The sequence below is a fragment of the Paraburkholderia bannensis genome (assembly GCF_014200455.1).
Taxonomy (GTDB): domain Bacteria; phylum Pseudomonadota; class Gammaproteobacteria; order Burkholderiales; family Burkholderiaceae; genus Paraburkholderia; species Paraburkholderia bannensis_A.
Window position 1 is genome coordinate 213,657 of record NZ_JACHBW010000012.1, and the last position, 21,472, is coordinate 235,128.

Genomic DNA, 21,472 nt, shown 5'->3' on the forward strand with positions numbered 1-21,472 from the left:
ATGGTCATGCTTGCACGAGCGGGCCGGGGTTCTTGAGGTACTGCTCCTTGATCGCGCGCGCGGCGAACAGCGTGATCGCGCCTATCGTGGCCGTGGGATTTGCCTGGAAGTTCTGCGGGAACGCATTGCCGCCCGGCACGAACACGTTGTGCACGTCCCAGCTCTGCAGATAGCGGTTCAACGCGCTGGTCTCGGGCGAATCGCCCATCACCGCTCCGCCCACGTTGTGCGTGGACACGTATTTGGTGATGTCCCAGTGCGAGTCGAGCGACAGGAAACTCTCGCTATAGCTGTCCGGATTGAGTTCCTTCGTTACGTCCAGCACGATCTTGCGCAGATACTGCTGCAGTTTCAGCTCGTTCTGCTTCCAGTCGAACGTGATGCGCAGCAGCGGCTGGCCCCACGGGTCCCTGTAATTGGGATCGAGATCGACGTAGTGATCGCGGTACGACATGCAGCTAGTCGTGATGCTGATCTTCATCGAATGGCCGTACCAGTCCTGCATGCCCTCTTTCCAGCCCTTGCCCCAGGCCGGCGTGCCCTTGGGCAGCGCGGTGCCGATGGGTGCGCCCGAGGACTGCGAGCTATGGATCTTCGCGCCGCCGATAATCCCCAGCGACGGTCCGTCGAAATTGCCGGGCGACACATCATTGAACATCTGCCCGGTTGCGCCTGCGGTGGCGAACGGATTGAAGTTCTTGTCCTTGAAGAACAGCGTTGCGCCGCCATTGCTCAGGAATGCGTAATTACGACCGATCACGCCCTTGCCGCTAGCCGGGTCATAAGGCTTGCCGATGCCCGAGAGCAGCATCAGACGCACATTGACGAACTGGAATGCCGCCAGCACGACGATCTTCGCGGGCTGGAACACTTCGTTGCCGTGCTCGTCGGCGTAGGTCACACCCCTGGCCGTCTTGCCGTCTGGGTGCATCTCCACGCGCAGCACGTTGGCGTTGGTGCGGTACGAGAAGTTGTCCATGCGCTTGAGCGCATCGAGCACGGCGGTTTGCGGCGATGCTTTCGAGAAGTTCAGGCATGGATACTTGCTGCAAAAACCGCAGTAATTGCAGGGCGCGATCTGGCAGCCGTACGGATTGGTCCAGGCGCGCGAAACATTCGCCGATGGGTTCGGGAACGGGTGATAGCCAAGCTTGCGCGCGGCGTGCGCGAACATCGAGGTATTGAGCGTGTCTTCGAGCGCGGGCAACGGCGCGGGATTCGAGCGCGGCCCTTCGAAGGGGTCGCCGCCTTCCATGATCTTGCCGCGCAGATTGCCGGTGTTCGCCGACAGTCCGCAGACCTTGTCGAAGAAGTCGTAATACGGCTCGATCTCGTCCCACGTGAACGGGAAGTCCTGCACCTGCATGCCTTCTTCGAGCTGGCCTTTTTCATAGGCCTGATCGGCGTAGGTCTTGAGCTTGAGGTCGGTCGGGGTCGGCCGGATCAGCACGCCTGTCCAGTGCAGCCCCGAGCCGCCCACACCCGTGCCGGGCACGAAAGCGCCCCATTTTCTGGTCGGCAGCGCCGTGTCGCCGGCCGAGTGTCGCACGGTCAGCGCGCCGTCGCGCGGCGTGACCATGACCTTGTTGCGCACCGCGTAAGCGTATTGGTCTGCGGGCTTCGGATAGGCGAAGTCGCTATTGCTGCGGTCTTCGCCGCGCTCGATCGCGCGCACTTTGAGGCCTGCCTGAGCGAGTTCCATGCTCATGAGCGAGCCGGCCCAGCCGAGTCCTACTACGACGACGTCCACCGCGTCATTGGTGATATTTGCCACGATATTCCCTGGATCTATGCTGTCTTGGTCATGAGCGGGCGCGAATCAGGCGCGAATGCCGGTGAGGCTCACCGGGCCAAGCGGATATTTCACGTTGTGCTGCGTCACCCATTCGAGAAAGCTCGCACGCGCCCCCGGAAAGCCGATGGCAATCCATGCTTTCATGCCCTTGTTGCCGCCGTAGATCGGATCGGACAAATAGCCGTTCTTCGAATCCGAGAGCATTTCGCCAAAGAACTGGCTGCCTTTGAGCGCCGGCTCGCCAAATTGTGCGAAGTCGATGTCGTTGCCCTGCAAGGCCTTGAGCGCGGCATCCTGCTGCGCGGTGTCGAGTTCGCTAAAGCGCTTCTGATAGTGCTGCTGGCACCAGCTATCGACGATCTTGATGCCGCGCTGGTAAATCTCCTGCGGCGTGTACGGCAATTGATAGCCGAGCGTGGGCGGCGCCTTGACGTCGAACGGGCCCTGCAGATAGATCTCGTGGCCGAATTCGCCGTGCAATTGCTGGTCGATGAAAACCGGCACATTGGTTTCGAGTGCGCCGGGACCGCGACCATCGGCGGGAATCAGGCGGTCGCATGCGGCCAGCAAAAAGCGCCATTCGTCGGCGGAAAAAAACACCGGATGATAGGCGGCCAGATCAGGCGCGGCGATTTCCGCGACCTGCGCCGCACTCATGCCGTGCACGGCAATGCCCAACGCAGGCAACGCGAGCAGCGAGGAAACCAGGAATTTGCGTCGTGAGAATGGGGGGGACGACATTGTGAAGCCGCTCCGTTTTTTTATGAATCAGACCGGGAAGCGCGCGTCATGCGGCGACGGCGCTTGGAATATGAATGGGTATTGGCGTACGGGGTGTTGAAACCCCGCACGCGCGGCCTTAAAAGGTTTCCCAATCCTGATTGGGATCGCCCGCCGTGACAGCAGCTTCACGCACTGGCGCAGGGGCCATGACTGCCTGCGGCTCTTTCGATGTGCGCGCAACTTTCTGCACGCGTGGCGCGGGCGCTTTGGGCTCGCGCATAACGGGCGCACGTCGCGCAAGAGCGCCTTGAGCGGCCACCGCTTGCGGCGCGATTGAAGCGACCGAAGCGACCGAAGCGACCGAAGCCACTGAAGCAGCCATTTCGCGCGCCGGCGCCGAAAGACGGAATACGGACACCACCGTACGCAAACGCTCGGCCTGATCTTCCAGCGACTTCGACGCAGCCGCCGCTTGTTCCACCAGCGCCGCATTCTGCTGCGTGACCATGTCCATCTGGCCGACCGCCTGATTCACTTCCGCGATGCCCGTGCTCTGCTCTTGCGCAGCGGCAGAGATTTCGCTGACGATATCGGAAACGTGACGGATCGACTGTTTGATCTGCGCCATCGCGGCGCTCACTTCGGAAGCCAGCCGCGCGCCGCCTTCGATCGAGTTGGCCGACGCGCCGATCACGTCCTTGATCTCCTTGGCCGCCGCTGCGGAGCGCTGCGCGAGGCTGCGCACTTCGCTGGCCACCACGGCGAAGCCGCGCCCCTGCTCGCCGGCACGCGCGGCTTCCACCGCCGCATTGAGCGCGAGAATATTGGTCTGGAACGCAATGCCTTCGATCAGCGTGGTGATGTCCGAAACCTTGCTGGAGTTCTGGCTGATATGCGACATGGTGCTGACCATGCCTTCAACAGTCGTTGCGCCTGCATCGACCACTTCGATTGCCGTGGTCGTGAGGCCCGCCGCTTCGCGCGCGTTTTCCGCGCTCTGGCGCACCACAGTCGTAATCTGCGTCATGCTCGACGCGGTTTCTTCGAGCGATGCCGCCTGCTGCTCCGTGCGCGCCGAGAGGTCGGTATTGCCGGCGGCAATCTCGACGGAAGCGATGCGCACGCTTTCGGTGGCATCGCGAATGCCGCGCACGGTGCTGGCGAGTTGATCGCGCATCTGGCGCAGCGAGTACAGCAGGCTGGTATGGTCGCGTGCGTCGATATCGATGGGCATGTCAAGGCGGCCTTCGGCGATATGGCGCGCGATGTCCTGCGCGTAATCCGGCTCGCCGCCAAGCTGGCTGAGAATGCTGCGCGTGATCAGCACAGCAAAGCCGATGGAAACGATCAGCCCCAGCAGCGACGCGCCGATCAGACCATTGCGTCCCGTGCTATACATCGCGTCTGCATTGGCGGCGGCATCGGACGCGCGGCTCACTTCGTAGTCGCGGAATTTGCCGAGCACATCGGTCCAGGTGGACAGCGCCGGGCCGGTTTGCTTCGAGAGCATGTCCGGCGCGCCCGGGTCGCCCTGCATGCCCAGTTCGGCGTTCTTCTTGACGAGCGGCTCCGCAACTTCGCCCAGCTGGACGATCTGCGCGATGTAATCGCGCTCCCTGGCGTCCGTGGTGTCGCTCTGCGCAAACAGGTTCTGCATGCGCGTCATGGCTTCGTGATAGTCGCCCAGCTTTTCTTCTACATTGCGCTTTTGCACCTCCATATCGGCGGGATCGTGCGCAACGATCAGACGTTGCATCGCCAGCGACGCGCCTTGCGCCTTGCCCAGCGCACGGCCAAGCAAACCGATCTGGGCGGTGCCGATATTCAGTCCCGAGTAGATGACCGTATTGAGCGAGTGCAGGACGAACAACGCAGATCCAACGACAACGGCGAACAGCACGAGCAGCGCGCCGAAACCCACAGTGAGACGCGTCCCCACTCTAAGTCGCGAAAGTTGCATAAGAGACAAACCCTTAGAATTAAAAAATTGTCTCTTCCGTTTGCTGTCGCCACCAGGACCCAGGTATGGTCGTTTTTTTCGATCGATGCTCCGCCGGTTTTTGAAACCTGTGTGCTTTATTGGTTGCGCGCGCAATCGACCATCACGGCGCGACGTTTATGTTCGCTCGTCACCATGACAGCCGGAGTATCGGCACTTGGAAGTAAAACTTTAGTTAAAAATTCGACGGCTTGCGCTGAACGGCGACATAACGCGCACGCGCGTGCGTTTATTGAATCAATGTGACAGGTGTAGGGAGGAGGCGGCGCAATCGTGCAAGGACGGCCCATTTGCGGAAAAAGCCCAGCCCGCTTGCGTCCAGCACGACGATATCGGCCTGACCCTTCTGTGCGTATGAGGCGATGATGCGCTCGGCGGGACCGCATACGCGTGTCCATGTGTAGGGCACGCCCGCATCGTCGAGAATCGCGCGCGTCTGTAGCAGCGCGTTTTTCATGGCTTTCTTTTCGATGCGCCGCAGTGCGCCGGGCGAATGGAATGCCGCGCTGCGGTCATGACCCAGATCGTCGAGCACTTCGACAATCTCCACTTCACTGACGCAGTGTTCCGCGAAGAGAAAGGCGCTGTGGCGCGCGGCTTCGAGTGCGCCTTTCTGGTCAAGTATGGGTATCAGCAGTTTCAGCACGGGCGGCTCGCAGGTTGATGGAATGATGAATCGAGGCTTTCAGAATGCTTGATACCTCTGATTGCACGATACCGCCCGCGTAGCAGGAAGCCCGTAAAGATCGCGGCCGCCGTTGCATAGATTGCGTAAACGGCGGCCGAAAGCTGACAGCGCTGTAATGCGAAACCACCAAACTAAGCCAAAACTCCCCCACAGATCCTTACATCGCCTTTCCTTCAGGCGCGCTATTGTCTAGTCCGACGCGGCCTGCTGGGGCGCGTGATTAAAAGGATCCCCTGCGTTGGACAGCACCCATTTCGATTGCACCGGCTGCGGCAAATGCTGCACCGACCTGCGCCTGCCGCTCACCTTCCCCGAAGCCGTTCTCTGGATCGAGCGCGGCGGACAAGTGGATCTGCTCTGCGAAGCCCTGCCGTGGCCCGTCGAACCCGCGGCCGACAACGCTTACGCGGCCTATAAACGCAGGCGCACCTTCGCGGCGAGCAGCGGCGAATTGCCGATCCGCGTGGGCATGACGCTGGCCGCGACCTTCTCTGGCCCCTGCCCGAATCTCGGCAAGGACCTGCGTTGTGGCATTTACGCTCAGCGTCCGCTGGTTTGTCGCGTCTATCCCGCGGAAATCAACCCGTTCTTCGCGTTGAAGCCGGAATTCAAGCTCTGCCCTCAAGAGGCATGGCAGGCGCCGACGCCATTTGCCCTCGATGGCGTGCTGGTCGATGCCGTCACGCGCGATGCGATCGACGCGAGCCGCCGCGCCGACGAAGGCTCCGTCGAGATGAAACGCGCGTTGTGCGAGCGTCTGGGGCTCGACCAGGCTGCAGTGGCCAATGAAGGCTTTGTGATCGTGACGCCCGAGCGCACGCGCCTGCTTGAGGCGCTGATCGAGGTGCAAAACGATGCGTGCGCGCCTGGCGCGAGCGAGCGGTCGTGGACGTTCGTATCGAATCGTCGCGCAACGGTGGATACGCTGATTCAGGTAGGCGCGCTCGGCGTGATGGATGTCGATGCAAGCCGGGAAAGCCGCCAGTATATTGGGCTTTAAATCCGCGATCTAAAAACGCCCATTACACGCGTTATTTGAATCACGGCTGCGGCGTTGTCTCATCAGGCAACGCAGCCGCGATGATCTCATCCTGTTCGCACGCTTCGCGCTCTTCGTGCCCTTCGTGCCCTTCGTGCTCTTCATACTCCTCGTGCTGCGCGAACACGATCCGGTTGCGTCCCGCGCGTTTGGCGCAATAGAGCGCGCCGTCCGCCGCCTCGATCAGCGCGCGCGCCGCCGCGCCCTTGTCCGCCGTCGTGCCCGGCGTTACGGCCACGCCGATCGACAGCGTGACCGGCACTTCGCCGCCTTCGTTATCGCGCACGACCAGCGCTTCCACGGCACGGCGCACGCGTTCGGCCACCACGTGCGCATTGGCCCGGTCGCCTTGCAGCACGGCCACGAATTCTTCGCCGCCGAAACGCGCCACCGTTTCGCCCAACCGCACCGCCGAACGTATGCACGCGCCTACGGCCGCCAGCGCGCGGTCGCCCACCGCGTGACCATGCGTGTCGTTCACCTGCTTGAAGTGGTCGAGGTCCATGAAGAGACACGCGACTGACACCGCCTGACGCGCGGCGCGCTGCAATTCCTCTTCCAGCCGCATTTCGAAATATCGGCGATTAGGCAGGCCTGTCAGCGAATCGGTCATGCCCAGATGCTTCAATTGCTCGCGTTGCGCCACGTTCACGAGCCCTGCGCTGACGAAGCCCGCGAACCGCGCCAATAGATCCGTCGCCATGCCTTCGGCAAAGCGTTCGCCGCTCTCGCTCACGAGGCTCAGATAGCCGAGCAGACCCGAGCGATGACGCAAGGGCAGGATCGCAGCGCTCGCGCTCTCGGGCGTCGCGCCGAGCAGCGCCGCACGTGCGGGTGCGCTGAACAGCGCCACCGGCCCGAGTTGGGGCGCGGTCCCGGGCAAATCGAGCCCCTCGGTGCGCCCCCAACGCAGTCGCCCGCTTGCCGCAGCGGACTGCGCGACGGCCGCGTGCAGTTCGGCGGCCAGACGCGCGCCATCGTCGAGCCAGAGCGTCGCCGCGCCCAGATCGAAGACCTGCACCAGTTCGCCGGTCAGAATGTCGAGAAAGGCCGCGAAATCCTCGGCCTCGATCAGGCGCAGTTCGATCTGCTGGAAACGCTGGAGCGCGCGCTCGTTGCGCTGGACGGTGTTCACGAGCGAACGCAGACGCTCGCCGATAGGGTTGGATTCGGTCACAGGAACACCGGGGGTGGATATCCCGTGCTTATCGGCAATTCCGCCATGCGGCTTTAGTGCGGTTTTACGCAATGAGTCATTGGCGACTTCACAAGCGCCCGGCGCTGCGTCGGCGCCACCTTGACATCGAGCGCGCCTTATTTTGGCTGGACTTCGGCGGCCTTGGCGATGGCTGCCGCCGCATGCGCTTCGGCATCGAGCAAGCCGCGCAAGGTCACCTGACTGGCTCCGAGCGCCTCGGACGTAGAAGATGCCGTGCCGATGCGCCGCGCGCGTGGCTCGTGTGCATGAATGGTCGAGCGCACCAGCGGATAAATCTGGGTGTCCCAGCGCCGCCCGTTAAACACGCCGTAATGGCCCGCGCCCGTCTGGACGTGGTGGGTTTTCATATAGGGCCGCAGCCCCGAACACAATTCCTGCGCCGCCACCGTCTGCCCCACCGCGCAGATATCGTCTTTTTCGCCCTCCACGGTCAATAGAGCCGTATGGCGAATCGCATGCGGTTCGACCAGCCGTTCGCCAACCTTGAGCTTGCCAAGCGGCAACGCGTATTCCTGAAACACCGTGCGCACGGTCTCCAGATAAAACTCCGCCGTGAGATCGCTGGTCGCAAAGTATTCCTCGTAAAACACGCGGATCGCCTGCGCTTTCGCGGCGTCGCCCTGGGCGCGCTCGCGGCGCATATCGGCAAACGAGGCGAGATGCCGTTCGAGATTCATCGACATGAACGCGCCCAGTTGCACGAAGCCCGGATAAACACGCCGGCGTGCGCCCGCAAAGCCCCCTGGCACCAGGCCGATCAGATTGCGCTCGAACCATTCGATTGGCTTGCTATTGGCGAGATCGTTGACCGCGGTGGGATTCACGCGGCAATCGATGGGACCGGCCATCAACGTCATGCTCGCAGGCTGCGCGGGGTCGTTATCGGCGGCCATCAGCGCCACCGCCGCAAGCGCAGCCACGGTGGGCTGGCAGATCGCCACCAGATGCGCATCGGGGCCCATGCGGCGAATGAAGGCCATCAAATGCTCGACGTATTCGTCGAAACCAAAACGCCCTGCCGCCAGCGGCACGTCGCGCGGATTGTGCCAGTCGGTGATATAGACATCGTGATCGGCCAGCATGGTGCGAACGGTGCCGCGCAGCAGCGTGGCGAAGTGCCCCGACATCGGCGCGACCAGCAGCACGCGCGGCTGCGGTGCGCCTGCGTCCTGCCGCTCCTTGCGAAAGCGCAGCAGCGTCGCGAACGGCGTGCGCTTGACCGCTTCCTCGGTCACCATCACGCGCTCGCCATCCACCAGCACCGAATCGATGCCGAAAGGCGGCCGTGCGTGCGTAAGCCCGGCCAGTTCGATCAATTCACACCAGGCGTCGATCTCACGCGTATTGATTGTATTGATTGCCGGCCACAGGTCGGGCCACGCAGCCAAAGTAGCGCGCGTGAGCGACGCGGCAGCGCGCCACGGCAGCATGAGATCCGCGAACGCCTGATACGCGGGATAAGCCAGCAGATTCATAGCGCGCCCAAGCAAGAGTGTTCCTGCATGGCAGGCAATAGCTATGCCAACACGCAGCCCATTGGCATGGGCCTTGCACCCGCATTTGCATGCCTCGTCATGCGCGGCATCGCAGGCCACGCCAGCGCGGTCTGCGTGCTTCAAGGTAGTGCATGACGGCGACCTTCGCGGTGCGCCGCGCCCGTGCCATGTGCGCAGTGCTCAGGAGACCTGCATGAATCAGACAAATACGAGCCTCACGATCAGCAGCCGCAACTATTCGTCGTGGTCGATGCGCGGCTGGTTGCTCGCAAGGCTCGCGGGCCTGGAATTCGAAACGGTGACCGTGCCCGTGGATGATGCCGCCGCGCGCGCCGAACTCCTGCTGCTCTCGCCTTCGATCCTCGTGCCCTGCCTGCGGCACGACGGCATCGAAGTCTGGGACACGCTCGCCATCTGCGAATATCTCAACGAAATCTGCCCGGATGCGAAACTGCTGCCCGTCGAGCGCAAGGCGCGCTCGCACTGCCGATCGGTCTGCGGGGAAATGCACTCCGGCTTCAGTGCGCTGCGCTCCGCGTTGCCGATGAATCTGCGCGGCCACTTTCCGAACTTTCGCATCTGGTCGCGCGCGCAGGCCGATATCGAACGCATCGTAGCGATCTGGCGCGAGTGCCTCGCGCAATATGGCGGCCCCTGGCTATTCGGCGAAATCGGCGCGGCCGACGCGATGTACGCGCCCGTCGTCACGCGCCTGCTCACCTACGAAGTGCCGATCGATGCCGATATCGGCGAATATTGCCTGCGCGTGCTCAAGCAGCCCTATGTGGCCGAATGGATCGCAGCGGCGCAGTCGGAAACCGTGGATATCGACGAGCTCGACATGGAGTTCTGATCGCCGCGATCGGCACGCAGCGACCGGCAACAGATCGAGCCCCACCTCCGAAGGCTCCACACGCCGGCCGCGCCGGTGAAATAGCTGAACCCCGTGCTACTGTTCGAGCGCCTGTATCTGCGAGGTCACCGTAGGATTGACACCACAGTTGGCCTTTCCGGGCTCGCATCCTCGTGAAAGATATCGTCCAGGTACTGCGCGAGCTCATCGGCGGCCACGCAATCGGGGATCTCAAACGATGCGCGTCTGCGCTTGCCCTCCTCGCCGATCAGGTACGCGACCCACGCCCCCTCGTTCCTGGCGATGGCCATCCTGCGGCCAAATACATCGAATCGATATTCTTCCGCCATAGCGTGCAAGCTCCCGCTCTCGTGATTGCCGACAGGTTATAACAGTTGTGCACGCAACGTTAAAGCCATCGACAAAAGCGCCCCGAGACGCGCCCGTGATGCCCGATCAGGGCGACGCCTCAGCCCATTTGCGCCGCCATCCAATAGAGTTTGCGTGGAGTTTGCGTGGAATGCATGCAGGAAACGGCACGCGTCATGGAAGCGCTCGATCATGAAGAAAACCAGCCTTATTTCATCGATCAATTATATTTTTTCATTCCAGCTTTGACGCAACGATGAACCGCCAGATGCCGATGCGGGCCGCGCCTGGCTTGCCAGCCGCATTTTGTCGGGGTATCAAGCTAGTCCCTTCACTACGCTGATCATCATGCGCATTCTGGATATCGTCGATTACTCGCAGCCCGCCAAAGAGACCCTCGAATGGGAGCCGAAGCCCGAAGCCGTGATTTCCGGCGTGCCGCGCCAGGCCGCGCATATGCACTTCACGAGCGCCTGCGGCCAGCTTTCCACCGGCATCTGGGAAAGCGAAACGGGAAAGTGGACGGTGAATTTCACCGAGAACGAGTACTGCGAAATTCTCGAAGGTGTCTCGGTGCTGCGCGACGAGGAAGGTGCTGAGCGCACCGTGCGCGCGGGTGATCGGTTTCTGATCCCGGCGGGCTTCAAAGGCACCTGGGAAGTGGTCGAGCGCTGCAAAAAGGTGTTCGTTTCCGTCGAATTCAAGGGCTAACGCGGCCCTTGAAGTAACAAAGCCCCGTAGCCGCGCGGCACGGGGCTTTTGCTGTCGCTGGATTCCCGCGAATTCAGCCGGAATCACTCCACCGGAATCCATCCCGCCGTCGCTGCGGTGCTCACGCGGAACGCCGGAAACTTCGCGCCCAGTTCCGCGATGGTATGGATATCGTTCTTCACGAGATCGTCGCGCGTGACGAGCGTGGGCTTGACCGTGATGTGATGGTCGAGCGGTTGCCCTGCCACCTCCAGCGCCGCCGCGCGCACCGACACCGCGCCCACCACCGCCGGGTTGGTCGCTGCCGTCGCGACCCAGGCGCTGTTGGGCGCGCGGATCGCCTCGATATCGGCGGTCGAAATGTCGGCGCTATAGATGCGCAGTTTGCCGCCGAGATTCGCCTCGCCCGCCGCCAGGCTCGCGCCGCGCGCGAACTCGTCATAAGGCGCGATCACCACGCGGATATCCGGATGCGCGCGATACGCCGCCGACGCCTGGTTCGCCACCGATTGCGCGATGGGGTTATCCACGGTGCCCCAGCGCGCCTGCTCGTGCACCTTCGGATGCGCGCTCTTGAAGGCCTGCCAAACCGCATCGCGGCGATCGAGCGGCGCGAAGCCCGCCACATACACATAGCCCGCGGAGAACGCGTCGCCGTTGTCCTTCACTGCCTGTTGCAGCAGCAGCGAGGCCAGATCGTGATCGCTCTGCTCGATCTGCGGCACGCGCGGATTGGCCAGATCGACGTCGAAGGCCACCACCTTGATGCCCTTGTCGAGCGCCTGTTGCACCACGTCCTTGAGCGATTCGGGCAGACCGTGATTGACGATGATCGCGGATACGCCCAGGTTGATCGCCTGCTGGATCTGATCGCGCTGCTGCGCGGCGTCCTGACGGCCTTCATAGATGCGCAGATCGACGCCGAGCGCCTTGGCCTGCTTCTGCGCGCCCGCCTCGTAGGCCTGGAAGAAGTCGCCTTCGGACAGGTAGTTGACCAGCGCGATCTTCACGCCGCCCTTGTCGAACGGCGCGGGTGCGCCTTTGAGTGCGCCCGCGTGCGCCACACCCGCGCCCAGCAGGGCTGCCGCGCAGAGTGTGAGCGTGCCGACCGCACGGGCAAGTGCTTGACGAGGCGCCGATGCGTGCTTTGCTGCCTTCATGATTCCCCTCTCCATATCATCAGGATTGCATGGTTATTTATCTGAAGCCGTGAATTGCGCAGCGCTGGATTGGCTGCCTTAAACGCGCGCGCCGCCGCGATGTCCGATGCTGAACGTGAACGCCAGCGCAACCACCAGCAATGCGCCCTTGATGAAATCCTGCAGGTAATACGGCGCATTGAGCATGGTAAGACCGTTGAGCAGCACGCCCACGAAAACCGCGCCGATCACCGTGCCCGGCACGTTGGGCCGCTTCACGCCCCATACGGCATAGCCCACCAGCGCGGCCGCCACGGCGTCGAGCAGCAGCGAATGGCCCGCGCTGACGTCGCCGCGTCCCACGCGCGCCGCAATCAGCAGACCGCCAAGCGAAGCAATCGCACCAGAAGCCACGTAAGCCGCCACGCGATAGCGCGCGGCAGGCGCACCCGCCAGGCGCGCCGCCGTTTCGTTGCCGCCGATCGCGTAAATCACCCGGCCCCAGCGCGTCAACGCCATCACCGCCGAGACCAGCAGCGTCAGCGCCAGCAGCACCAGTACCGGCGCGGGCACGATTTCGAACAGACGCGCGCGGCCTAGCGCGAGAAATGCAGCGGGGAACGTGCCGCTTGCCTCGCTGCCGTCGGGCAGGATCGTGCCGGTGGCGAGCGAGCGTCCACCCGTGGGAATCAGTTGCAGCCCGGCGAGCAGGAACAGCGTGCCCAGCGTCGCGAGTTGATCGGGCACATGCAGGCGGGTAATCAGCACGCCGTTGAAGAGACCCGCCGCGACGCCAAGGGCGAGGCAAGCCGCGGCCGCCTCCCATGCGTTGCCGTGCCAGACCACCAGCACGTAGCTCGCCGCCATCTGGGCGGTGGCGGCCACGCTGCCCACCGAAAGATCGAAGCCGCCCGCCGCCAGCGTGATGGTCACGCCAATGCCGAGCAGCGCCACGATCGACACGGCCTGCAGGATGCTGAAAAGATTCTCGACGCTCACGAACGCCGGTTCGCGCACCGCGAACAGCACGCTCATGGCGGCGAGTACGCTCAGCAGGCTCAGGCGTTCGAGCCACGCAAGCGCGGCGCGGCGGCGCGAAAGCGTAGTGGCGCGACCTTGTGCCGAGGGTGCGGATTGCGCGGAATCGTTAGCGAGCGTCGGTGTGCCGGATTTCACGTTGGGAGTCTCAAGTTGAAGTCAGAGTGTCGGTGGCGCGCTCAAGCGTGCCGCGATCGAAATACACGATGCGGTCCGCCACCTCGTGCGCTTCTTCGAGATCGCTCACGAACACCAGCGTGGCGCGCCCGGCGGCGCGGCGGCGCAGGGTCGCGGCGATATCGGCGCGCGCCCCCGCATCGACGCCCTGAAACGGCTCGTCGAGCAGCAGCACGCGCGCGGGTTCGGCGTGCCAGCGCGCGAGCAGTACCTTCTGCTGGTTGCCGCCCGAGAGGCGCGCCACGCGGTCGTCGGGACCGTTGCAGCGAATGCCGAAAGTGTCGATGAATTCGCGCGCGACCTCGCGCTCCTTCGCCCGCGAAACGATGCCAGCGACGCCCGCGCGGCTCCAGCGCGGCAGAAACGGAAAGCCGATGCTGCCCGCGATCGAGGCGAACGGCACGGCATCGGGAAAGAGCGAACTGCGCCAGCGATCCTCGCCCGCCAGAAAGACGCCCGCGCGAATCGCCTCGCGCGGCGTGCGGGGGCGCCATGGTGCGCCGTAGAGGCGCATCGCGCCCGCGCTCGCGCGCGTCGCGCCAAAGATCACCTGTGCAAGACGCGTTTTGCCCGCGCCCACCGGTCCGACTACGGCGACGATTTCGCCTTCGCGCACGTCGAGATCGAATGGCTCGGAATGCGAACTGAGTTGCAGCCCCCGCAGTTCGAGCGCCGCCCTGGCGTGCTGCGCGACTTCGCCCTTCGCGGCAGTCGTGTCGGGCAGACGCCGCCCGATCATCGTCTCCAGCGCGGTATCAAAATCGATGGGCGCATCCTGTGCGGCCACGATGCGTCCATCGCGCATCACCACCACGCGCGATGCCAACCGGCGCAGATCGGCCAGCCGGTGCGAGACCAGCAGCACGGCCACGCCTTCGGCGCGCAGCCCATCGATCAAGGTATAGAGACGTTCGGCTTCGGCGGCGGAAAGACTGGCGGTGGGCTCGTCGAGAATCAGCAGGCGCGCGCGCGTGGCCAGCGCGCGCGCCAGCACCACGCGCTGCTGCGCCGCCAGCGAAAGCGTGCCGAGCGGCGCGTCGAGATCGACGCCTTCCAGGCCCACGCGCGCCGCCAGTTCGCGTGCACGCGCAAGACGGCGGGCGCGCGGCGTCCAGATCGTGGCAACGCCGCCGCAGAGTTCGTCGAGCAGCAGGTTGTCCGCAATCGACAGGTCGGGCACAACCACGTCGGCGATGGACTGATGCACCGTCGCCACGCCCAGGCGTTTCGCGGCCAGCGGCGAGTCGGGCGCATAGGCTTGCCCGTCGAGCGTCATCGCGCCTTCGTCGGCGGCTTGCACGCCGCTCACGATTTTCACGAAAGTGGACTTGCCCGCGCCGTTTGCGCCCATCAGCGCAACCACTTCGCCCGCCCCAATCGACAGGTCCAGCCGCGCGAGCGCAGTGGTCGCGCCAAAGCGCTTCGCGATTGCACGGGCGGTCAATACGGGGGCGGACATGGCGCGGCGGCTCCGGGCGGACGAATCTGAATTGCCGATCATCGTAGCGAGCCGCACGCACGCTCCCAACGAAGCGATGTTCATATCCATGCGAGCGCTTTTGCTAAAGCGCCAGGTCACGCAGTATTGCGCAACGCTCCATATGGTTATGCGAAACGCTTGGTTCTGCTGCACGCAGCCCGTCTCTAGAATCGGTAGATAGCCCAACATCCGTACGCCGATTTATTCAGCGATGCGAATGATCTGGCAAGCGCCGTTTCCCAATATGTATCTTATCGACAGCATGCAAAACAGCAGACGCAAATTTATCCGCCAGATTTCCGCCACGGCGCTGGGTGCAGCCGCCCTCCCCTCGCTCGTGACCCACGCTCGCGCCGCCGATACGCGCACCTTGCGCATCGGCTACCAGAAGTTCAACACGCTCAATATCCTCAAAGGCACCGGCAATCTGGAGCGCGCCCTGCAGCCGCTCGGCTGGAGCGTGCGCTGGGCGGAATTCGCGGCGGGGCCGCAACTCACGGAAGCGCTCAACGCCGAGGCGATCGACTTCGGCCATGCCGCCGATACGCCGTCCGCCTTCGCCAATGCGGCAGGCGTCAACGCCGTCTATCTGGGCGCGGAGCTGCCTTATCCCAAGGGCATTGGCATCTTCGTGGCGGCGGATTCGCCGATCCACTCGATCCGCGAACTGAAGGGCAGGAAAGTGGCGATCGGGCGCGGCTGGAATGTGCAATATTTGCTGGTGCGCGCGCTGCGCGAGGCGGGGCTCGAATACGGCGATATCCAGCCCGTCTATCTGACCAGCGCGGCCGATGTGAGCGCGACGTATCTCTCGGGTAACGTCGATGCGGCCGGTCTGTGGGACCCGTTCCTCGCGAGCCAGCAACTGGCGAGCGCGCCGCGCGTGCTGCGCGATGGCACGGGCCTGTCGAACAACCGCACCTTTCATCTGGCGCGGCCCGACTTCGTCAAACAGAATCCGCAGGTAATCCGCGTGCTGTTTGAGGAACTGGCCAAGGCGAATGCGTGGACCCAGAGCCATCCGCAGGAAACCGCGAATCTGCTCGCACCGCAGCTAGGCGTGCGCCCGGAGGTGCTCAAGCTCTCGACCGAACGCCGCCACTATACGACCGTGGCCGTGACGCCGGATATCGTGAAGGAACAGCAGGATATCGTCGATACCTTTCACTCGCTGGGACTGGTGAAAGAGCGCGTCGATGTGGCGCGCTTCGTCTATCCCGAGGTGTTCGTTCAAGCCGTTCAAGCGTCGTAACTGCCGCTTTAAAAGCGGTAGTCGAGCGCAGCGAAGGTCGTCAGCTCGCAGCGGCGTTCGGTAATCGGACTGCCGCCCGCATAGTGCTCCAGACGCCCGAGCGTGGCGTTGACGGAGCCAACCCAGTGCTTCGAAAAATCGTGCGTGGCGTAGAACGTCATGTGCACGTCGCGGATACCGGAACCGGTGGCGTACTGCGGCAGCCCGGAAGCCGCGCTCTGCGCCGACGAGATGCCGAACAGGGTGCGCGTGTACACGGCATTGGCCCATGTGAGGCCTGGACCGACCGAAAAGAGCCAGCCCTTGAGCGGCAGCGAGGCGTAGAGATCCGCGCTCGCCGTGGTGCCCTGGCCGTTGCCGGAAATGTCCTGATAGACCGCCACGGCGCCCGTGAAAGCCCAAACCGTGTAGTCGCCGAAAATGCGCAGCTTGGGGCCGTCATCCACATTGCCCAGACCGCGCAGATGCGGATCGTCGGAGGCCGTGCGCGACTGGAAGTCGAAGCTCAGCGACGCGCCCAGGTGATAGTTCTCGTTGGTCAGCACGTTGATGCCAAGCACGTCCGGACCCTGCGAGAAGATGCGGTCGCGATACGAAATGTCGAGCGCCGGGAACGGATAGACCTTCATATGGCGCGAGCCCGGGTATTGCGGCGCGAAGTAGGCGCCGGGGCCAATCGCGATCTTCCAGGGCGACGCGTCGGGCGTCGTGGCGTTGCTTGCCTGCGCCGTGGTTTCGTTGCTCGCGCTGTTATCGTCGGCCCGGCTCTGCTGGGCGAACGCCAGCACGGCGGCGCAGGCCAGCGCCTTGATCGTCATCGACTGCTTCACGCCTTCTTCCTTCCCACTGCCGCCAGTTGACGCAAACGCCGTGCGAGCGCCTTCGATACCACCGGCTGATTCTGCGCATCGCGCGCGCCGTGCGCCACTTCGCTTTCGCGCAGGAATAGCGTGGTCTCGCGCGCGACGATCTCGCGTTCGTTGTCTGAGGTAATCATGTGATATGAATCGTCGAGCCAGAGAGTGCGCAGGAAATTCGCGCCGATATTGTCGATCACATAGCGTGGATTGCGCGGGCTCGACGTTTCGTCGTCGATCGCGTGTATCACCAGCGTATCGTTTTCGATTGCCGCCACGTCCTTGCGCGCGGCGCGCGCGAGCCGCAAGGCCTGATGCAGCGCCGGCAGCGAGATCGTCGAAGGGCCGACTTCGCTGAACGAGTTGCGTTGCATGGCGCGCGCGATCTTTTTGCGCAGCGCTTCGTTTCGCACGCCGAACGGTTCCGATTCGCGATAACGATAGATGTGACGCAAGGGCGTGAAGTAGGCCCAGTCCAGCAGGAAGCGATACCACGGAATCGCCCAGCCGTCGTAAGCCAGCGTGAGCGACAGCAGCACCAGCGATTGCGCGCTGGGCCGCTCGCGGATCAGGCGCATGGCGAGCGCGCCGCCAATCGACAGGCCGCAGATCGACACACGCTCGTAGCGCGCGGCAAGCGCGTCGAATTCGCGCGCGGCGGACTTGACCCATTGCTCCATCGTCTGTTCGCTGGAGCCTGCGCTATAACCTTCGATGAGCGGTGCGCAGACCGTGAAGCCCTCGTTCTGCAGATAGCGCGCGAGGTAGCGCAGCTCGATCGGCGAACTCGACAGGCCGTGCAGCAGCAGCACCGCGTGGCCATCGCCTTCGCTGAAGATTCGTGCGGGGCCAACGCTCGGCGTCTCGCGCGCGACCGGCTCCATCTCGACAGTCGCCACGTCAGGCCTCCGTGCTCAAAACGAGAAAGTCGCCTGCATGCGTGGTGAAGCGCTCGCATTGGCAGTTGGTCAGGCGGAATTCGCGATCGCCCGCGGTGCGACGCAGACGCACCCGGTGAGTGCCCGGCCAGAGCGCATTGGTGAGGCGCTGGATGTCTTCGGGATGCACGGATTCGAACAGCGGCCCCGGCGCCACTTCGGTGGCCGCCGGCATCGCAGCGGCGCTCTGCCCTACGCTGGCGCGTTGGGCGGCGTTGCGTTCCAGCGCCTTGATCAGAATGAAGCCTTCGTGACGCTGCGCGAGATGGCGCAGCAAGCGATGCGTTTCGTCTTCGGCGCGGCGCGCGAGCACGCGCTCGTTGTCGTGACGCAGCAGCATTTCATAGCGCGACTGCGCCACCGAGGCGATCAGTTGCGCGCGAAACTGTTCGCGGCGCAGGCGTTCGATCAGCGTTATCACGAGCAGCGTGACGAGCGGGTACGACACCAGCAGCACGGCGTCGTGGAAATCGATCACGGAAATATCGGCGTAAGGCGGCACGAACAGATAATCGGCAATGCACAGGCCGAGCACCATGACCGTCAGCGCGGGAGCAAGACCAAAGTAGTACTCGACCAGCGAAGCCGCAATGCAGAACGCCGTGCCTGGCATCATCGGGCCAAGCCACGGATGCAGGCCAAGGCGCACGACGCTCGCGATGGCGAGCGCAGCGGCGGCATAGCCCCAGCGGCGCGGACCCCGGGGCGCCCAGTGACGGGCGTTACGGACTTTCATGTTTATTCAGGGCCCCGTTCTTTTGCGGGCCGATGCGAGAAATGCGAAGAGAGCGGCCACTGGCGCTCGCTTTGTAATCAGTGTAAGGAAGGACCGCCCAGGTTGGCTGGCCGATGGCTGGCGGGCGCGGTGAGATTCCTTCGAGGCTGCGTATATTACCACTGTTTACAAACCTTCCCATTCATATGACGATTAAATCTCTCCGCACCTTTCTTGCCCCGCTGCGAACTGGAACAACCGGCTGATGGGCATGGCAACCACCTTACGCGACGGTGAATTAACGTAAGCTTAAGTGCGCCGGAAATTGTTCAAAACTGGCATTCGTTATGGTCAATCGACCATTCAAGGCACCATGCGTTCACAAGAAGTTGGCCGCCGCATCGCCCGCAACCCGGGGCGTTGCACAGGAATGCGTGCCAGACTGCGCGAGCGTGGCGTTCGAAGCGCACGGGGCGCGCGCCGTGCGGCCCGCATGGTACGCGTACTCGAACGCTCCGTCGAGACGAGGCACGCGGGACAGTGGGCGAAACAGATTTTTCTGAAAATTGCGCAATAAAAAGCAAACGCGAGGAAGCGCGAGAAATCGCGAAAAACACGAAAAAGCGCGCGGCTCGATCATGAGCCGCGCGCTTTCAAGCTCCTTCTACGCGAAAGGCGCTTACCGGTTCACGAGTTGCTTCGGCAAAGCGAGCACCAGCAACGCCCCCATCGTCAGGCAGGCCGCGAGCGTGTACACGCCAAGATCGGTCGAATGCGTCCTGTCGATGATCCAGCCAATCACATACGGGCTCACGAAGCCGGCCAGATTGCCTACCGAGTTGACCACCGCCACACCCGTCGCAGCGGCCGCGCCAGCGAGGATCGCCGTGGGCAGGCACCAGAACTGACACAGCGTCGTCATCACGCCCATGGTGGCGATGGTCAGACCGATCATCGCCAGCGTGACGTTGCCGCTGCCCGCGACGACGGCCACGACCCAGCCCACCGTGCCGATGACGCCCGGCACCGCGACGTGCCAGCGGCGCTCGCGCCGGGCGTCCGAACTGCGGCCCACCAGGATCATCGAAATGGCCGCCGCCGCATACGGCAACGTCGTGAGCATGCCGATCGTGAGCGGGTCCTTCACGCCCGAGCCCTTGATGAGCGTGGGCAGCCAGAAGCCCACGCCGTAGAGCCCCATGATGAAGAACAGGTAGATGGCGCTCAGCACCCAGACCATCGGCCGCGTGAACCCGTCCTTGAACGTGTGCGAGGTGGTGGCGCTGGCATCGGTGGCGATATTGGCGCTGAGCGTGCGTTTTTCTGCATCCGAGAGCCACTTCGCCTGTTCGATGCCCTTGTCGAGTTTGAGGATCACGACCACGCCCAGCACCAGCGAAGGAATCGCTTCGAGCAGAAACAACCACTGCCAGCCCGCCAGGCCTTTCGCGCCGCTCATCGAATGGAGAATCCAGCCCGAGAGCGGACCGCCCAGCACGCCCGAAATCGGAATGCCCGTCATGAAGAGCGCGATGATCTTGCCGCGGCGCTCAGACGGAAACCAGTACGTGAGATACAGGATCACGCCGGGGAAAAGCCCGGCTTCAGCAAGGCCGAGCAGAAAGCGCAGGGTATAGAACATCGTGGGCGTGCGCACGAACATCATGCAGCCCGATATGACCGCCCAGGTGAGCATGACGCGCGCAATCCACAGCCGTGCGCCAACCTTATGCAGGATGATATTGCTTGGCACTTCGAATAAAAAGTAGCCGATGAAGAAAATGCCCGCACCCAGACCATAAACCGTTTCACTGAAGTGCAGATCCTTGAGCATCTGCAGCTTCGCGAAGCCCACGTTCACGCGATCGAGATAGGCCGCGACGTAGCAAAAGAACAGCAGCGGCACGAGCCGCCATGCCACCTTGGTGTAGAGCGAGGACTGGCTTTCGTCTACGTGGGTGTCGGCATGCGTCGCGGCATACGCGGGTCTCGACGGATTCATGGTTGTCTCCAGATGTTTTGTGCTTTGGCTACTTCGGTTACTTCAATTTCTTCAACTATTTTCGTTCGCGGATTCAATCGAACATATCGGGTTGCGTGGCCACCAACTGGTCCCAGATCGCCTGAAAATGCAGCCATCCGATATATTCGCTGCCAACGTGCTCGCGGCTATAACGCGCCTTGTCTTCCGGCACGAGCTTTGGCTTCGCGCCTGCCGCTTCGATCATCAACTGCTGCTGGCAGCACCGTTCCAGCGCGATGAACCAGAATGCCGCCGCTTCGATGCTGTGGCGGCTCGCCGTCAACAAGCCGTGGTTCTGGTGAATCGCCGCCTTGACGCCCGCGAACGCATTGGCAACCTTGTGCCCGGCTTTTACTTCAACGGCGACCTGCCCAGCCTCGTCGCCGATCACGACATGATCTTCGAAAAACGCCGCGGCATCCTGGCTGATCGGATCGAGCTTCCTGCCAAGCGCGGAGAAGGCCGTGCCATACACCGTGTGCGCGTGACACATGGCGACGATGTCGGGATGCGCCTCGTGCACCGCAGCATGCAGCACGAAGCCCGCACGGTTGATCGCGTGTTTGCCTTGGACCACGCGGCCCTGATGATCGGCGAGGATCAGGTTCGAGAGCTTGACCTGTGAAAAGTGAATCGCCATCGGATTGGTCCAATAGAGATCCGGATGCTCAGGATCGCGAATCGTCAGATGGCCCGCGAAACCGTAGTCGAATCCCTGCAGGGCGAACGCGCGGCACGCGCCAACCAGACGCTCCTTCAGATGCTGGCGATGCGCGGCACGACTGGCGAACGAAGGAATCTGGGGGAAGATCAGGCCTGCCTGCTCGGGCTGATAGATCGAAACACGTCCCTGCAGATTGATCGCGCTGACTGGGTTAGTCGGGCCGCTCGACTTCGCCTGGGCTTCGGTGACTTCCAACATGTTTGCTCCTTGCTGTATGCGCTAAACGTGAAGCTATGG

Annotated in this window: 19 protein-coding genes; 4 read left to right on the forward strand and 15 right to left on the reverse strand. The window is 63.2% G+C overall.

The window, feature by feature from the left end; all coding sequences use genetic code 11:
• Window positions 1–4: 4 nt before the first annotated feature.
• From F4827_RS21090 to F4827_RS21105, 4 genes are all read right to left on the reverse strand, one after another.
• Entirely contained in the window at window positions 5–1,774 is a 1,770-nt protein-coding gene (locus F4827_RS21090) for a GMC family oxidoreductase (RefSeq protein WP_183726698.1), read from the reverse strand.
• 45 nt (window positions 1,775–1,819) lie between these two features.
• A complete protein-coding gene (locus F4827_RS21095; RefSeq protein ID WP_183726700.1) occupies window positions 1,820–2,536 on the reverse strand; it encodes a gluconate 2-dehydrogenase subunit 3 family protein in 717 nt (238 codons plus the stop codon).
• Window positions 2,537–2,654: 118 nt separating this feature from the next.
• Entirely contained in the window at window positions 2,655–4,478 is a 1,824-nt protein-coding gene (locus F4827_RS21100) for a methyl-accepting chemotaxis protein (RefSeq protein ID WP_221303750.1), read from the reverse strand.
• A 268-nt stretch (window positions 4,479–4,746) separates the two neighbouring features.
• Window positions 4,747–5,163 carry a universal stress protein gene (locus tag F4827_RS21105; protein WP_183726704.1) on the reverse strand — a complete coding sequence of 139 codons (417 nt, stop codon included), beginning with the start codon at window positions 5,161–5,163 and terminating at the stop codon, window positions 4,747–4,749.
• A 280-nt stretch (window positions 5,164–5,443) separates the two neighbouring features.
• Between F4827_RS21105 and F4827_RS21110 the strand changes: the two genes are divergently transcribed.
• Window positions 5,444–6,205: a YkgJ family cysteine cluster protein gene (locus tag F4827_RS21110; protein WP_183726707.1), complete on the forward strand. Its 762-nt coding sequence runs from the start codon at window positions 5,444–5,446 to the stop codon at window positions 6,203–6,205.
• Between the two features lie 40 nt (window positions 6,206–6,245).
• Here the strand turns inward: F4827_RS21110 and F4827_RS21115 are convergent, their stop codons facing one another.
• Window positions 6,246–7,421, reverse strand: a complete 1,176-nt coding sequence (locus F4827_RS21115; protein ID WP_183726709.1) for a diguanylate cyclase — start codon at window positions 7,419–7,421, stop codon at window positions 6,246–6,248.
• Window positions 7,422–7,558: 137 nt separating this feature from the next.
• The gene (locus F4827_RS21120; RefSeq protein ID WP_183726711.1) at window positions 7,559–8,938 is read right to left on the reverse strand and encodes a polyhydroxyalkanoate depolymerase; all 1,380 of its coding nucleotides are present in this window, start codon (window positions 8,936–8,938) and stop codon (window positions 7,559–7,561) included.
• Window positions 8,939–9,152: 214 nt separating this feature from the next.
• Between F4827_RS21120 and F4827_RS21125 the strand changes: the two genes are divergently transcribed.
• A complete protein-coding gene (locus tag F4827_RS21125; RefSeq protein ID WP_183726714.1) occupies window positions 9,153–9,812 on the forward strand; it encodes a glutathione S-transferase family protein in 660 nt (219 codons plus the stop codon).
• Window positions 9,813–9,937: 125 nt separating this feature from the next.
• Here F4827_RS21125 and F4827_RS21130 read toward each other — a convergent pair whose 3' ends face one another.
• A complete protein-coding gene (locus tag F4827_RS21130) occupies window positions 9,938–10,162 on the reverse strand; it encodes a hypothetical protein (protein WP_183726716.1) in 225 nt (74 codons plus the stop codon).
• 367 nt (window positions 10,163–10,529) lie between these two features.
• On the opposite strand from F4827_RS21130, the gene F4827_RS21135 reads away from it, so the two are divergent.
• The gene (locus F4827_RS21135) at window positions 10,530–10,892 is read left to right on the forward strand and encodes a cupin domain-containing protein (RefSeq protein WP_183726717.1); all 363 of its coding nucleotides are present in this window, start codon (window positions 10,530–10,532) and stop codon (window positions 10,890–10,892) included.
• 83 nt (window positions 10,893–10,975) lie between these two features.
• On the opposite strand, the gene F4827_RS21140 is transcribed toward F4827_RS21135, so the two are convergent.
• From F4827_RS21140 to F4827_RS21150, 3 genes are all read right to left on the reverse strand, one after another.
• Window positions 10,976–12,052: a substrate-binding domain-containing protein gene (locus F4827_RS21140; RefSeq protein ID WP_183726718.1), complete on the reverse strand. Its 1,077-nt coding sequence runs from the start codon at window positions 12,050–12,052 to the stop codon at window positions 10,976–10,978.
• Window positions 12,053–12,130: 78 nt separating this feature from the next.
• Window positions 12,131–13,066, reverse strand: a complete 936-nt coding sequence (locus F4827_RS21145; protein WP_183726823.1) for an ABC transporter permease — start codon at window positions 13,064–13,066, stop codon at window positions 12,131–12,133.
• A gap of 151 nt (window positions 13,067–13,217) precedes the next feature.
• The gene (locus F4827_RS21150; RefSeq protein WP_183726719.1) at window positions 13,218–14,705 is read right to left on the reverse strand and encodes a sugar ABC transporter ATP-binding protein; all 1,488 of its coding nucleotides are present in this window, start codon (window positions 14,703–14,705) and stop codon (window positions 13,218–13,220) included.
• A 283-nt stretch (window positions 14,706–14,988) separates the two neighbouring features.
• Here F4827_RS21150 and F4827_RS21155 point away from each other — a divergent pair, with 283 nt between their 5' ends.
• Window positions 14,989–15,978, forward strand: a complete 990-nt coding sequence (locus tag F4827_RS21155; protein WP_183726720.1) for an aliphatic sulfonate ABC transporter substrate-binding protein — start codon at window positions 14,989–14,991, stop codon at window positions 15,976–15,978.
• A gap of 8 nt (window positions 15,979–15,986) precedes the next feature.
• Here the strand turns inward: F4827_RS21155 and F4827_RS21160 are convergent, their stop codons facing one another.
• The 5 genes from F4827_RS21160 to F4827_RS21180 all read right to left on the reverse strand — a co-directional run bounded on the left by F4827_RS21160 (window position 15,987) and on the right by F4827_RS21180 (window position 21,433).
• Window positions 15,987–16,808, reverse strand: a complete 822-nt coding sequence (locus F4827_RS21160; protein WP_311674033.1) for a MipA/OmpV family protein — start codon at window positions 16,806–16,808, stop codon at window positions 15,987–15,989.
• Window positions 16,805–17,719, reverse strand: coding sequence for a carboxylesterase (locus tag F4827_RS21165; RefSeq protein WP_183726827.1), 915 nt, complete (start codon window positions 17,717–17,719; stop codon window positions 16,805–16,807). The genes F4827_RS21160 and F4827_RS21165 overlap by 4 nt, the downstream gene beginning before the upstream one ends.
• A 16-nt stretch (window positions 17,720–17,735) precedes the next feature.
• The gene (locus F4827_RS21170) at window positions 17,736–18,509 is read right to left on the reverse strand and encodes a DUF4118 domain-containing protein (RefSeq protein WP_183726721.1); all 774 of its coding nucleotides are present in this window, start codon (window positions 18,507–18,509) and stop codon (window positions 17,736–17,738) included.
• A gap of 658 nt (window positions 18,510–19,167) precedes the next feature.
• On the reverse strand, window positions 19,168–20,502 hold the full coding sequence (locus F4827_RS21175; protein WP_409258837.1) for an MFS transporter: 1,335 nt from the start codon (window positions 20,500–20,502) through the stop codon (window positions 19,168–19,170).
• Between the two features lie 61 nt (window positions 20,503–20,563).
• Window positions 20,564–21,433 (reverse strand): class II aldolase/adducin family protein, encoded by an 870-nt coding sequence (locus F4827_RS21180; protein WP_183726724.1) that lies wholly within the window; start codon window positions 21,431–21,433, stop codon window positions 20,564–20,566.
• Window positions 21,434–21,472 lie beyond the last annotated feature (39 nt).

Coding starts and splice junctions, on each gene's coding strand:
- F4827_RS21170 (WP_183726721.1), bottom strand. CDS start 18,509: ATGAAAGTCCGTAACGCCCGTCACTGGGCGCCCCGGGGTCCGCGCCGC.
- F4827_RS21135 (WP_183726717.1), top strand. CDS start 10,530: ATGCGCATTCTGGATATCGTCGATTACTCGCAGCCCGCCAAAGAGACC.
- F4827_RS21140 (WP_183726718.1), bottom strand. CDS start 12,052: ATGAAGGCAGCAAAGCACGCATCGGCGCCTCGTCAAGCACTTGCCCGT.
- F4827_RS21145 (WP_183726823.1), bottom strand. CDS start 13,066: ATGAGCGTGCTGTTCGCGGTGCGCGAACCGGCGTTCGTGAGCGTCGAG.
- F4827_RS21120 (WP_183726711.1), bottom strand. CDS start 8,938: ATGAATCTGCTGGCTTATCCCGCGTATCAGGCGTTCGCGGATCTCATG.
- F4827_RS21155 (WP_183726720.1), top strand. CDS start 14,989: ATGCAAAACAGCAGACGCAAATTTATCCGCCAGATTTCCGCCACGGCG.
- F4827_RS21100 (WP_221303750.1), bottom strand. CDS start 4,478: ATGCAACTTTCGCGACTTAGAGTGGGGACGCGTCTCACTGTGGGTTTC.
- F4827_RS21165 (WP_183726827.1), bottom strand. CDS start 17,719: ATGGAGCCGGTCGCGCGCGAGACGCCGAGCGTTGGCCCCGCACGAATC.
- F4827_RS21130 (WP_183726716.1), bottom strand. CDS start 10,162: ATGGCGGAAGAATATCGATTCGATGTATTTGGCCGCAGGATGGCCATC.
- F4827_RS21125 (WP_183726714.1), top strand. CDS start 9,153: ATGAATCAGACAAATACGAGCCTCACGATCAGCAGCCGCAACTATTCG.
- F4827_RS21095 (WP_183726700.1), bottom strand. CDS start 2,536: ATGTCGTCCCCCCCATTCTCACGACGCAAATTCCTGGTTTCCTCGCTG.
- F4827_RS21180 (WP_183726724.1), bottom strand. CDS start 21,433: ATGTTGGAAGTCACCGAAGCCCAGGCGAAGTCGAGCGGCCCGACTAAC.
- F4827_RS21150 (WP_183726719.1), bottom strand. CDS start 14,705: ATGTCCGCCCCCGTATTGACCGCCCGTGCAATCGCGAAGCGCTTTGGC.